The sequence below is a fragment of the Bradyrhizobium sp. Cp5.3 genome, from assembly GCF_000426265.1.
Lineage (GTDB): Bacteria > Pseudomonadota > Alphaproteobacteria > Rhizobiales > Xanthobacteraceae > Bradyrhizobium > Bradyrhizobium neotropicale.
Map to the genome: position 1 here is coordinate 1 of NZ_AUFA01000076.1, position 13,644 is coordinate 13,644.

The following is a 13,644-nucleotide window of genomic DNA, read 5'->3' on the forward strand; positions in this document are numbered from 1 at the left end:
CGGCAGTCCAGGCTGCCCCGGCCCTGTTTGGCACACCGAACCAAAGCGCTCATCCAAAAACTTCCAGTCGATCAGCGCCGCCAACCGCACCAGCGGATGGCCCATATCGATGATTTGATCCAGCGCCGGAAGCAGCAGGTCTTTCTGGCGATCGTCCCGCGGTTTGCTCATCGCCCTCTCCAATGCCGATGACCCGCTGTCAGGGAATCACGAATCGCTCCAGAGCAAAATCCCAAAACGCCAGAAAGCCAGGTCCAACACCCAGCTTTCCTGCAAAATCGAATACCTTATCGAGACAAATTCTTTCTATCTTTCAGGCGGATCTGCATTCTTCACGAAGGACTCCGCTTACGTGCGCTTACGCACGTATTCCTCACGTACAGAACGCATTATTGGTCGATGCGGCTTCGTTTGCTTGGCATTCGAATTCGAGCCCTCGGCTAGGTGCTGGCGCTAGCCATGTCGTTGATTTCATCTGAATGTTGGTTGGTGAGGGCTCTCTACGCAAGAGCTACGGTTGTCTGTTTTCGAGAGGAATAGACGATTGATGGTCCACCATGGCCCGGCATGTCAGGTCTCGTTACTGCGTCCAATAATATCATCTTTGTTTGCCCAGATACTGTTGCCGTGCATCATCAGTAGGCAGCATAGCTTAGTTCCTGATGGTTCAAGCGAGGCTGAATACGCCGGAGAAAACCGGCATCTCGTAGCGAGCGATGATCTCGTGGAAGCGAGCGTGCGTCTCTATCAATTCGTCAAGATCGTAGCAGAATGGAATATCCATCTGTTTAATGACGAACGGCGTCAGAACCGTCGGGGCAGGCACAACGCCGATCTTCGCCAATGCTTCCAATCCGGTAATCGTATTATCTGAAGCCTCAATTCCGGCGAGAAGACAGCTTCCGGCTCCCCATCGCCCGAATATTTCGACTGCCTCGGTGAAGATGGTAATGTAGTCTTCAAAGCGGAATTCAGCCTTGAAGCCGTGGATGTACTTTCGCCGCATCGCGGGATCTATGATCTCAATACCCGTATTGAACCGTGAGATTCCCGATTGTTTTAAAGCTGAGAGATAATCTCGTCGCTTGTTGTGATCGCTCCGGATACTTTGCGGCACGACTTGTGAGACGTAGATACCTCCTGTGTATCCCACCTCTCTGAGGCGACGAGCGATCGTGGTGTGTCGATCTAGTTCCGCCTTCTCGTTCTTCACACTTCCGGTGCAGAGCCAGACGACGTCGTACTGGGAATTAAATTCATCGCCGTGCTCATTTATGTAGTCCAAACAGGTGTAAAAATTTGCTTTGTAATCGGTGCTCCCGCCTCCCTGAATTGCCAGCACCTCCCATTCATTCTCTTTGAAGCAGAAGTCGCACGAATAACAGCAGTACACGTGGTAGTCGAATACAAAACTGCGAGCGGCATTCGCGCGCATTATTCCGAAATTATACATGCCCGCAGGCGCACGTGCAGGATCGACATGTTGGCGGCAATGGATTTGCCTGATCTCACCGTTCATCGATGCGATGAGGGATTCGCCGTCATACATGAACGGCGATCTTGGATTGATGCGCACCGTGATCGTCTTGAAATAGTCCCGCCCGTGGATTTCTATTTCAACTCTCGGTATGACCTGCCCGAGCATGGGAAAGCGCACGTCGGTCGTGAGGAGCTGAATGCCGTCTCTCAAGGCGCCAAGTCGAAATATCTCCTCTATGCGCACTCCATATCCGTTCTTCAGAGCAAAATCGAATTTTGCAGCTCTCTTTTGTTGAGCTCCCATGATTTCGCTCCACCGAGATGCGAACTGCGGAAACACTCTTGCGACGGCGACAAAGCTGTCCTGGCTCGACCGCACCGCACCGCACCGCGACGGTCGACGGCTAAAGACCGGCGTTCACTTCGGAGCAATCGGCGTGCCAACAAAGGCGTCATGCAAATGTTGCACAAAAGCCGAGGTAAGCCCGCGACGACAGGGCTCATGCGTCGAGTTCTGGACGTTAACGTCGAGAACCGGACACATGAGAAAGGAGCTGAGACCGCGGGCGTGCGCTCAGGGCTCTTCAGATTTGTGACGGCTCTTAGCAGCAGGAGGTCCGCCTCCTAGCAGCTGGTTAGAGAGACGACATCCAGTCTAAGGCGTCGGCGCAGGATATTGGAAAAGCGGGGGTTTTGCCACTCGATTGGTGGTCTGTGTTGCGCAGGGACGGGACTAGTCGAGCGTTTAAAGGAAGGCTCCTTCGGCGGCTGACACGAAGCTTTCGCAGCATTCGATAAATTCCTCTGTGTACAGCAGGGCTGGTCTCTCTCGCCAAGCGTGCTCGCTGAAGAAGAAACGCTGCGACTGCGTGCTTGATGCAAGTACGGGAGGCTGCTTCGGTTCTGGGCTGCTCACCGCTGGGAAATATTCTACCGTTCCGTCTGTGTGGGTAACTTGAGGGATACCGAGATGGAAGCCGTAATCTCAAGGTTCGCTTGCACGTTCACTTGTGCATGGGTTGGCTCGGGCTCCTGGTGAAGAATGAAATTTCGACGCACGTAAAAATAGTGGAAGAGCAGGCCAGATTCACGCCATGTAGCCCGGCATCGTGAGCGATGCGCTTGAATGTGTACCGGAAGGAGTGGAAGCCCGCTGCTCCTACGATTGCTTACGCGATTGCGGTGGTCGGGTCGAACGCCGAAAACGATTGCGGTGGTTTTTTCACCAAAACTGTCTCGCGCGCGAGCTGGACCACGCGGGGCTACGCTAGAGAAAAGTCCGATTGGGGTCTCGCGTTGCGAATTGATGAAGAGGGGCAGGTCAAACGTTGCCGGAAGATCACCGCGGTTAGGCAGATCGCCGCTCATATTGAGACGCCGTCGCGTGAGAGTAAGTAGGCCATTCTTTGCGTGCCGATGCTGTGCGCGTAGTGCTGCGTAACAGAAAAACATGCCGAAACGGGGCGGGAATCTCGACTAAATAAAGAAGGGTCTGCATCGACGATTCTGTATTAATGGTTCAAACGGGGGAGTTCGCAGGCTGATAAGCTAACCAAGAAGTGCTTATCAGCATCGAATTCGACTCGCCCTAGCAGGACCGACGACGCCTCCTTAACCTCGATATTCTCGAAATTAGCTGGGTAGCGATCGATGTTGTCTGTCGATGACCTCGATTTCGTGGCTTGCAATCGAATCTGGCACGATCTTCAGGGGGATCTGACCGACCGGGCGAGCGAACTCAATCGAAACGTTTCCACCTGCTTTTGCAACCAAGGCCTTCAGCCGATCAAATTCACCGCACCATATTGTCTCCATGTTACGATCACGGTTCGCATCGCGCGCTTCGGCTGAGCTGCCGATGCCAACGGCCCTGACCTGGAGGAGATCCGATTTCGATCCGCCCGAGAGCTCCACTCCATAACCAGGGTTTGTCGTCTTACGGAGAACGATCTGGCGGTTCTGGACCCAAGCGGTCGCCATCCCCTCGGATACCTCATAGCCAAGGCTGGCAAGGCCCTCGAGCACGGCACGCCTGCGCTCTTCGGCCGCCATCGCCTTGAATTCTTCCTCAATGAGAAGGTCTGCGCGCTGGACGAGTACTTGCCCGTTGCTGGCCGATGGCACCGCAAGCGTTGTGTCGATTTCGGCGAGGAGTGAAGCTGCCTCCGGCGACCTCATCATAGAAAGTTCGGCGCGCCGTTCGCGCAACTCGTTCGCCATGCGTGCACGGGCTCGGCCATCCTTCACAGCCACAGCAAGGTCCAACAGAAGACTATCCGCGATAAGCGATCTTCTTGCCGGTGGTTCTGCTTCCAGGACCGCAACACGGGCCGAGAATGGGCCGGAATCGATGCCAAGCCCACGCAACTCGCCGAGAAAAGCATCGACGCGCGCCAAGGCCGGATCTTCCATCTCCGGAGGTTGTCGAGAGATCCATGCTTGCAACGTATCGCGGCGCTCGCCGGCGCCGAGCCTGGCTGCGAGTTCGCGTTGGCGATCTGTCGCGGTTTCCGGTGTATCCTGAGAAGGAAGGAGCAATAGCGCCTTGGCCATGGCCGCTTCCAATCGCTCGGAAGATCCGGTCGAGCCGCTGAGCTCGCCGCGGATATCGGGCGGAATCTCGATTTTCAGAATTTGCAGTCGCTCGAGCAGCGCTTGGGCCGCGACTTTCGACCGCCTCAAGTCACGCTTCGAACGTGCCGCCACGTCTGCGGCCCTTTCGACCCGGCGTTCGGAGTCCGCCTGAAGAAAGGTGGTCTCAGCTGCGACCTGCTTCTGTAGTTCGACGAAACGATCGGCATCAAGTAACCGACGAAGCTCGTCCCGCCGGGCTATGACCTTGTCGATATCCTTCTGCTCGATCGTGCCGTTGCGTTTGCCAGCGGAAGTCCAGCTTTCGATCGCGGCGTCGAGCCGTGCGAGGTTGCGACGGCAGATGGCGATGATTTCGGCGCGCGTAACGATCCTGAATGCTTTGGGTCCGCTCATTGCAATCCTCCCCCACGGAGCGCGTTTTCTACGGCATTCTTGAGCCGCAGACGTTCTGCGTCTCCGGCGTGAGTCCAAGCATATGACGAAACTCTGTGGACGTAAGGGACGGCTCTTCCCAGCACCCTGGGACGCCAGATCTCGCGAGCACGAGCTCTCTCCAGCAATCGATGCCGTGGCGCGTCGCATTCCACGCCTATCGCGTAGAGACCGGTCCGGGGATCAGTCACCGCGAAGTCGAGGCTGAATGCGCCGCCGTCGCGCGCCCTGCTGGGCTTCCAACCGTTGGCCTCAAGGAAGGCTTTGACGGACTTGGTGAAGCCATCGTCGTCCTGATTTCCGGCTTCGTGGTGGGGGCGCTGTTCCGTCACCATCCGGTCCAAGAGGGTCTTGCCGGACTCTCCGAGGCCGTCGGACACTGTCCTGGCATATTCGAGGTAGCCTTGCAGATAGTCGCGGGGCACCCTGGGACCGCTCCGTCTGGTCAACAGATCCGATATCTCCGATATCGGCATGGACGTCACGATGAGCACCTTTTCTCTTGCACGCGTCACCGCTACATTCAGGCGCCGTTCGCCGCCCGCGTGCCCCAGCGCCCCGAAGCTTTTCCGGAAGACGCCGTGCTCGTTGCGGCCGAAGGTTGTCGAGAAAACGATGATGTCACGCTCGTCGCCTTGTACGTTCTCCACGTTCTTGACGAAAAATCCCATGTCCTCGCCATTTTCGGTACGTTCGCGCTCGCGCATCAATGCATCGCGGAACGGTGCATCGTTCTCGGCGCGGTCTTCCAAGGCGTCTTCTATGGCGTCGGCCTGCTTGCGGTTGAACGTCACGACCCCGACCGACGGCGGTGATGAATTCTCCCATAGTTCGGAAAGGTACTCCACGACATTGATCGCTTCCTTCTCGTTCGTCTGGCTCTTGTAGGTGCCATCGGAACGCAACACTTCGATGGGCTTGAGCCTGCGGATGGTCTCCTCGGGATGCCGTACGGGGACGCTGAGACCATTGGCGTAAAACGATGCGTTCGAAAATGAAATCAGCTCCCGGTACTTCGAACGGTAGTGCACCTGCAGCGTACGGGTCCGGAGCACGGAACGGGCGAGCTGGAGTAGATCGGGACAATCCTTGATCTCTCGTCGATTCCAGGTCTCGGCGAAGGCCTCGCGTTCTTCTTCGGTCGCCCCTTCTTCGGGCTCCTCGCCGTCAAATATCGCCGCTTCGTCGTTCTCGACCTTGCTCGCGAAGAAGGAGGTTGGTGGCATCTGCTTTTCGTCGCCGCTGACAACGACGAGCTTGCTGCGGAAGAGCGACGGCAGCGCATATTCCACCGGCATCTGCGAAGCTTCGTCGAAGATGACGGTATCGAAAAGCCCGGGACGCGGCTGCAGCACGCGGCTGGCGACGTCCGGTGTCATCAGCCACACCGGGCGGACGGCGAAGAGACCGAGCGGCATGGCGCGGTCGATGAATTCGCGTAGCCGCAGAGCTCTCGGGCCGCGAAGCTTGGTGATCGCGTCCCAGTCGGACGTCGGGCGCACTTTTCCGGCGTCGATCCCTTGGACGAGAAGATCCCTGTTGTACTGCCGGATCTGCGCGTCAGCTTCCGCGAGCGACTTGACCTTCGCGTCCACCTCTTCGCCGTCGAACAGAACGTCGGGATTGTGAGCCTCCATGAAGGCCTTCCATTCCAGACGGGCCTCACGCCCTATGGTGGCGCGAATGCAGGAGTCGAGATCATTTGTGGGCAATTCCGACAGCTCAGACTCCCTGGACCTGAGGGTAGCGAAGATGGCCCGCTCCTTGTCGCCCAGCCGCGCGGATCGAAGCCGGAAATCCTGGTAGTTGGTGAGCATCGGTAGGGCTTCCACGATCTGGGCGACGGCGCTTGCGTTAGAGCGTCCATTCTCTATCGACGAGCGTCTCGCTCCGAGCCACAGCTCGTCGAAATAGATCCTGAGCCGGTCGAGCGCGGCGCGGCTCTCCTCTCTCGCTTCATGCCTCCTGAGCGCCCGATTGCCGCGCTCGAAGAATAAGCCGAGCTCCTCGGTGTTTCCGGTCGATATGGCCCGTTCGAGCTCGGACCGGCTCGGACATCGATCGATGAGCGAATTGTGGCCGCTCATTCCATCGAGGAACGAATGCAGGCTCTCGGCAAAATCGGCGAGCTTCGCGGGCGACAGATCCAGATTAGGGGCGCGTCCGAAGAGGGTATTGAAGTATTGGTCGAGTTCGCGTCTGGGCTCGCGCAGAGCCAGTTCGAGCTCGCCTGCATAGTACAACGTGCCGATAGCATCGGCACTTTGCGGAAGCTGCAATGACGAAAGGACCTCGCGCACTCGGCGCTTTCGCAACCAAGTCAGCGGGTTCAGCCATTGTAGACCGCTTGCCGGCGAGCGGGCTCGGTCCGCGAGCTCCGCGATGGACCGCAACTCTGGCTCGGTCAGGACGATGAGCTTCGAGGAAAAATTCGGCTTGTAGGATGGACCGTCGAGCGACAAGAATATCTCTTTGATCCGTAGCAACCCGTCGAGCATGCGAGCAGCTTGCGACCCTCCACCATCCGCCCCCTCAAACAGCGGACGCAACCGGGCAAGGTTCGAGCAAACGGAATCGCTGATGGTGCGAAGATCGTCCGCTTCGACGAGCCAAGACTGGAAGGCGATCGGATCCGATATCCTCAGATAATCCGACGTCTCCGCATCGGTCTTTCCGCGCCGGGCGTCCGCTTCCTGAAATGCCTGCAGATGCAGGGCGACGGCGGCCGCCGTACCACGATCGGGGTTGAATGGCTTGAGCGCAGAAAGGGGATTGTCTTCGAATTTGGCTGGCAGCCAGAATTTCGCGAGCGGACCGCAATTCTCTTCGATCGTGGCAACTTCGGTCGGATGTAGCCCCGAAAGCAGCGGGCGGAGTTCAGAAGCATCGATAGGCTTCGGATTGCCTTCTTCGATCTCCAACAGCTCGCCGAGCAGCGTCCGATACGACAATCCGGTTCGATCGTCCTCGGTATGAAGCGCGGTTTGACGACGATCCAGTTCCGTCTCGAGCGTCTCGATGCGCGCCGCCAATCGTTCGCGCTCCCGTCTCCATGCCGGGCTGGTCCCCGGGGGTATGTTATGCAAAACTTGAACCTGCGAGCGGATCGCGCCGACGATCGGCTCGCGATCGCGATTGACGTCGGTGATCATGACGAACCGGTCGGCCAGGCGTTCTTTTTCCAAACGCTTTCGCACGACGTCGAGCGCGGCTTGTTTCTGGCAGATGATGAGAAGCGACTTCCTCATGCCGATGGCGTCCGCCACCATGTTGACGATGGTCTGACTCTTACCCGTTCCGGGTGGTCCTTCGATAACCAATCCCGGAGCCTGACGGGCTTCGATCACGGCCGCCTCCTGCGAAGGATCGCTATCGGCAGTGAAGTATCGTTCGACTTCCTTCACCTGAAGTGATTCAGAAGGCACCACCTGCTGGTCGTTCAGACGGAGAGCGGACTCTAGCGCCGTCGCCGTCGGCGGCGCCCCTCGGAGCGTTTCGAGGTCCTTCATGACCGCCTGCCCCATGAACGCCAGGTGGAAAAGCACGGCCGCAGGCACGAGCTGACGTTCTTGCGAGCCGACCTTGACGTCTTTCCCGGGGAGCGGCGTCAATTCATTGCCGACCGGCTGGGCCAACCGGCTGAAGGCGTCCATCACCGCCTGGACGGACAGGGTGGCGTGGGTAAGAAGTTCGTTCGCCGCTTCCTGCCATCGTCTCGCTTCGGGGACGCCCACCATTCCTTCGAGGGCGGGATTGATGACGACGTGCTCGATCTCCGTATCGGGGTTTCTCTCGCGCCCGTAGCCAAGAGTGATGTGACCACGGTTTCCCACCTCGGGATTGACTCGTACCGGCCATAATAGTACCGGCGCGATCCGCGGCCTCGCGTTCGGTCGGCTATCGCGCATGACCAGGAATGGAAATCCCATATATAGGCCATCGATGCCGGTATCGCGCTTGTAGAGCAGCGCGTGGGAGTGTAGCGAGCGCAGTCTTCGCTCAAGACCGTCGTCATCGGCGAAGGCCGCGGGATCGACGTTCACGATCCGGTTCGTGCGCCCAAGCAGTTGATCGAGAATTTCGGTTGCCGATACCCTGGGCGTGTCGAGCTCGGTCAGATCGATCCTGGCCGATTTGCCGATGAGCATCCGCGTCAGCGGCCCGCGCAATACACTGCCCGAGATCCGCTTGGCGAAGAAATCCAGGATCGTCGAGACGTAACCTTGCTTTGGAAGCGGTTTCCATGTCTCGTCCGGGACGGAGAGAAGAGCGAGCGCGCGCCCCAAGGGCATCCGCCTGTCCAGGCGAAACTGGTCCGCCCATTCGTCGGCTTCCTTGATGCCGCATCTGGCGAAGTTCTGAATGCGCTCGTCGATAGCCTGGTAGATTTCGCGACGTGGCCGGCCAAGAAGCGCCGTAGCTTCCTCAGGTGAAAAGTCGCCGAGTCCCGCCGTCGACGCCTCCTTTTTTGCTTCTTCGATCACCTCGGAGACGGAGCGGAACTGGTTCGACGTCGCGCTGAGCAGGATGAGGAGATCTTCTTCCGCCGAAATGCGGCGCTCGGTGAGTGCGGCCACGCCGGCATGGTCGGTATCGGGGAAGAGCTTTCGCCGTTCTTCCCAAAGCGCCTCCAGGCGGGCCATTGACATCGACAAAAGGTGGACGCGCAGAGCGTCCTCGTCGACCGTGATTTCCAGTTGGTCCAGTCGCTTTCGAACAGTGTCCGATCGGACCTTGAGACGCCAGAGCCAGTCGTCCGGATCAATCTTCCTGAGCAGGTCGGGCGCCGGGCCGGTGATCAGACTGTAACCGTCTGTCGGATGATCGAGCAGCCAGCCCGGCGTGACGATATTGCCTCTGACGATCAGAGGCATCGATGGATTGAGCGTCTTCAGGGAGATGGAGAGCTTCAGGTCCTCTTGAAGGTCCTCAGTCCGCAGGATTTGCCTGAGACCCGCCGATATCGCCGCTTCGAAGCCGGCTTCGGCAGCCCAACTCGCGACAGCGCCTCTGAGGACGAGAGCTTTTGCTTGGTCCCAATTTGCCGCTTCGGCCGCCGCCAATGCAAACATGTTGGCGGAGCGATATTGCTTGCCGTCCAGCGAGATCGAGGTTCGACCCTCCGTATCGCCCGCTGTTTCTGCTGCCGGTGCGGATACGGTCTCTCCGCGAAACCATGCCTGAACTTCCTTCCACTGCCACCGCTTGCGCCTGTCGCGAGCCAGGAGGCCGCGAAGCAGGGTGTTGATCCGATCATCCGCACTTTCGGGTAGGTGTACGCCGTTAGTGAGAATGTGGATGAGAAAGGCTTGTTCGTTGATGCCTTCGAAGCATGCGCCTTGAGTGATCTTCTCTAGCAAGATCATCCCCATGCTCCACCAGTCGGAAGCTGGAGCCACGCCGCCGGCTATCGCTTCCGGAGCCATGTAGCGGGTCGTTTCGAGTGGGGACACGATGTCCAGGTCGAATTCGGAAAGCCGCGCGGATCCGAACCCCCCGATGACGAGGTCCAGAGGCTCCCTGGATCGCACGAAGATGACCGAAGGCCGAAGGTCCCTGTGCCGCAATCCGGCTTCGGTGAGGGCATGGACGGCCTGCGCGAGCTCGCCGACCAACTTACCCATCGCCGCCTGATCGGCAGGATCAAGGGCGAAATCCGCCAGAGTGCCGCCGCTGAATTCCTCCGCGACTTCATAGGCACGGTCTTGCCAGCGACCTGTGGCGAAGAACTCTGGGACGTGATCTCGAGGAAGCTTCGAGAGCAAGTCGTAGATGGCTTGATCCGGCTCCGAGCCGGCTGCATAAAGCGTGAGTATTCCACGCCGTCCGTCGGAGTCGCGCATGGCGACGAAGCGTTCGCGGACGGCGCTCGACGAGATAATCCGGTCCTGTAGACGCCAACCATCCACGATCGTCTCGCGCTCGGGTTCTGGCCTGAGGGCGGTGTCGTTCGTCGAGGGTATTTCGTGCGGTTCGATGATCGGCTCGCCGCATACGCTGCAGATCAGGTCGCCGGGAGAGCCCTGATGACCGTTTCGGCACGTCGGGACGCTCGGAACGGGATTTTCAGGCGGATTCGGCTTGGGTCTCGTCGCTCCGGGCGGCGTTATATCGACCGTCGACAGGTCCCAGCCACAGTTTTGGCCGTTCAACGTGCCTTCGCAGAAGATCTCCGTGACAGGCCGTTCAGTGTTGCAGTTCGGGCAAAGTCTAATCATCAGCCAGATTCTAAAGAGATGGAAAACGCGTATCTTCCGAAATTCGAAGTGTCGACCCGTCGCCTTCGAGAATGTTTCGCAGGCGCTTGAAATCGCCGCGAGCTGGAATGCCCGCCAGCCAGACGTCTCCGTTTTCATCGAACATGACGTCGAAGGTGCGGTCTCTTTCGTCGATGGGGCGGTCGAAGCTTTCGAACCGAGCGCGGCCCAAGGGAGTCAAAAGGTGCAGTTCCTGATTGTCGCTGCCGCGAAGCGCCAGAGTTTGCTTCTCGTCGATGTCAAATGGCCCGGTGACGATCGCATCGATGAGAGAGGGCGAGGAAACGAGCGCTTCGGAGATCGTGGCCAAGGGGTACCCGGTAAAGACGAGGATGTCCGCCGTCGATCGAGACTTGAGCCGCGCCAGAAACTCGAACAAGGCGTCGCGCTGATCGAAGGGTTCTCCGCCCGAGATCGTGATTCCATCGGCGGTCGAAAGCCAGGGTGAAATTGCCTCCATGACCTCGTCCATGGTCGTCGTCCCGCGTCCATGCACCCACGTGTCCATGGAGATGCATCCTGGACAGCGAATCGAACAGCCTTGAAACCATATTCCGATCCTTCGGCCGGGCCCCAGACTCGTGACCGGGAAATGGATTCGCGACAGATTGACCGTCGTGGTCATAGGGACTGCTCGCTCACGAGGTCGATCGTCGTCGATGCTCCGGGCCGGATCCCTTCGATCCTGTATCTGCGCCCAGCTTCCGCTCCGCGGTCGAACAGACTCCGTGAGAGCGGGTTGATAAGGTGAGACTCGACCTGGTTACGAATGCCGCGCCCGCCGTTCGAGAGATCAGCCAGGCACAGACTGCGAAGGACCTCTCGGGCGGCTTCTGTCAGTGTCACGTCATGGCCCACCGATTTGACGTCTCTGAGCAGGTTGTCGACCATCTGATCGAATATCTCGTTTGCAACATCGGGTCGGATGAAGTCGAAGACGATTACGTTCTCTCCGATACGGTTCAATATCTCAGGTCGATTGAGGACCTGCTTGAAGTGCTTTTCGATCTCGCTTCGAACCTTTCTCCGCACCCCTTCGAATGTCTCTTCAGGCGTCACGTTGGCGATCCTCTCGCCCGACGGCCCCGGCACATAGATGCCCAAATTGGACGTGAAGACGATGAAGGCTTCGGAGAAATAGACGCGATCGCCTCGTCCCGAGGTGAGGACGCCGTCGTCGAGAACCTGCAGGAATTTGTCGAGGATCCTCGGATGCGCCTTCTCGATTTCATCGAACAAGACGACGCTGAACGGCTTCTCGCGGATCGCGTTCGTGAGCTCGCCGCCGATGTCGTATCCGATATAGCCGGGCGGTGCGCCAATGAGCCGTTGATCCGAATGCTCGGCACTGAACTCCGACATATCGAACCGGATGTATGCGCTCTCGTCACCGAACAGCAGGCTCGTGATCGTCTTCGCGAGTTCGGTCTTGCCGACTCCGGTCGGTCCCGCGAGAAAGACCACACCTCTTGGTCGACCGCCTCTCGGCGATTGTCCGATCCCGGTCACCGCGCGCTTGACGATGTCCAGCATATGGGTGACGGCGTGAGCCTGTCCCTTGACGCGACGTCTCACGAATTCTTCACCCGAGCTGATCTTCTCGCGGCTGATCTTGCGCCAGGGATCCTCGGTCACGCCCACCTTGAACCGCCGAACGGCGTCCCCGATCCGATCGAACTGGACGCCCTCACTCCGGGCGAGCTGAGCGACCGCGCTCAGGTCCAACAGCAGAAGGCCTTCAGTCTCGTCGACAAATCCTTGGGTGGACTTGTCCAGATCCGATTGCTCCGCGTTCTGTGCGCCCGGGAGACCGCGGACCAGGGAGCGGATCATGCTTCTTCTCGCGACATGATCCGGTCGTCCGATGGGAATGTGACGTATCCGCGGGTTTCCGATCAGGAACCAGTCAGGCAGGTCACCTTCTTTGTCGACGATCCAGACGACCGTATTGAAGTAGGGCAGGCGCTTATCGCCGGCCGGCCGCGCACGCGCTGAATGAGAAAGGATCAGCGCCCGGGAGAAAAGCTGGTGTTCGGGAGGCGATAACGCCTCGTTTCGCGCGATCAGTCTCGAGGCGAAGTCGACGATGAGCGCCGACGGCAGTCCTTCGGCTCCGACATGCCTTTCAAGGGTGGCCGACAGCAGGTCGATCGCGCCTGGCGCTGCTCCGTTGGTCGGCGTCAGACCCAGTTGAGTGAGGTAGCTTCCGGCGGCCGGCTCGATATCTCGAAATCCGTTCAGAAGGTCGAAACATGCGACGCGGGCATAGCCGGCCTCTTTCAATGCGTCCGGGAGAACCCGGGATAGCGGCGCTGCGGTAACCTCGCCCGGGACGACTTCGTGAATCTGAAGGTCCCGGGTATTTCCCGAGAGGACGAACTGGCTACGAAGAGGCAGAAAACGCAGCAAATCGCGGAGCCACCTGGCTCTTTCCACCGAACTATCGTGCACCGAGAAGGCCCCCCTTGTACTCGTACCGCGCGATTATAAGCTATCTCACTCGCCAATTTCGAGCACAATTCCCGCGAGTTCATAGGGAAATGGGCTAAGGCGACGGTGTAGAACGGGAGGGGATGTCCCGGGTTCTGTTGAATTTCTGAAGAGGTCGGCGTTGCCCACCTTGAGCCGGTAGGCTCGGGGTGCTGATTCCACAAAGGAGAGCAACGCCATGACGAGAGATATCACACCGGCTGGTTCGCCGGCGACTGGGGCTGTGGACGAAGCGTTTGCAGAAGTGCGGGCGAGCTTTGATCGGTTCTGCCTTGCGGCGGGGATCGAGGCGCTCGGCACGATGATGGAGGCGGATGTCACGGCGGCCTGCGGGCCGCGCCACGGTCGCGATGCGGCGCGGCGGGCGCACCGTTGGGGCCGAACGCGGGGA

The 13,644-nt window shown here is 59.0% G+C and carries 5 protein-coding genes and 2 pseudogenes; 1 reads left to right on the top strand and 6 read right to left on the bottom strand.

The features are described from left to right. From K289_RS46920 to K289_RS0138975, 6 genes and pseudogenes are all read right to left on the bottom strand, one after another. Positions 1 to 171: pseudogene (locus K289_RS46920) on the bottom strand (IS5/IS1182 family transposase); the annotation flags it as partial. Positions 172 to 667: 496 nt separating this feature from the next. Then, positions 668 to 1,783 carry a hypothetical protein gene (locus K289_RS0138950; RefSeq protein WP_027556303.1) on the bottom strand — a complete coding sequence of 372 codons (1,116 nt, stop codon included), beginning with the start codon at positions 1,781 to 1,783 and terminating at the stop codon, positions 668 to 670. 1,328 nt (positions 1,784 to 3,111) lie between these two features. Next, positions 3,112 to 4,467 carry a hypothetical protein gene (locus tag K289_RS0138960; protein WP_027556305.1) on the bottom strand — a complete coding sequence of 452 codons (1,356 nt, stop codon included), beginning with the start codon at positions 4,465 to 4,467 and terminating at the stop codon, positions 3,112 to 3,114. Continuing rightward, entirely contained in the window at positions 4,464 to 10,658 is a 6,195-nt protein-coding gene (locus tag K289_RS0138965) for an AAA domain-containing protein (protein ID WP_245284129.1), read from the bottom strand. Before K289_RS0138965 ends, K289_RS0138960 begins: the two co-directional genes overlap by 4 nt. Positions 10,659 to 10,734: 76 nt before the next feature. Next, positions 10,735 to 11,388: a 4Fe-4S single cluster domain-containing protein gene (locus K289_RS0138970; protein ID WP_027556307.1), complete on the bottom strand. Its 654-nt coding sequence runs from the start codon at positions 11,386 to 11,388 to the stop codon at positions 10,735 to 10,737. After that, entirely contained in the window at positions 11,385 to 13,172 is a 1,788-nt protein-coding gene (locus K289_RS0138975) for an AAA family ATPase (protein WP_371260907.1), read from the bottom strand. The genes K289_RS0138970 and K289_RS0138975 overlap by 4 nt, the downstream gene beginning before the upstream one ends. Before the next feature lie 259 nt (positions 13,173 to 13,431). Here K289_RS0138975 and K289_RS49725 point away from each other — a divergent pair. Then, positions 13,432 to 13,644: pseudogene (locus K289_RS49725) on the top strand (IS256 family transposase); the annotation flags it as partial.

What these genes read in the sequence shown, in the direction of transcription:
- K289_RS0138950 (WP_027556303.1), bottom strand. Translation starts at nt 1,783, where the DNA reads ATGGGAGCTCAACAAAAGAGAGCTGCAAAATTCGATTTTGCTCTGAAG.
- K289_RS0138960 (WP_027556305.1), bottom strand. Translation starts at nt 4,467, where the DNA reads ATGAGCGGACCCAAAGCATTCAGGATCGTTACGCGCGCCGAAATCATC.
- K289_RS0138970 (WP_027556307.1), bottom strand. Translation starts at nt 11,388, where the DNA reads ATGACCACGACGGTCAATCTGTCGCGAATCCATTTCCCGGTCACGAGT.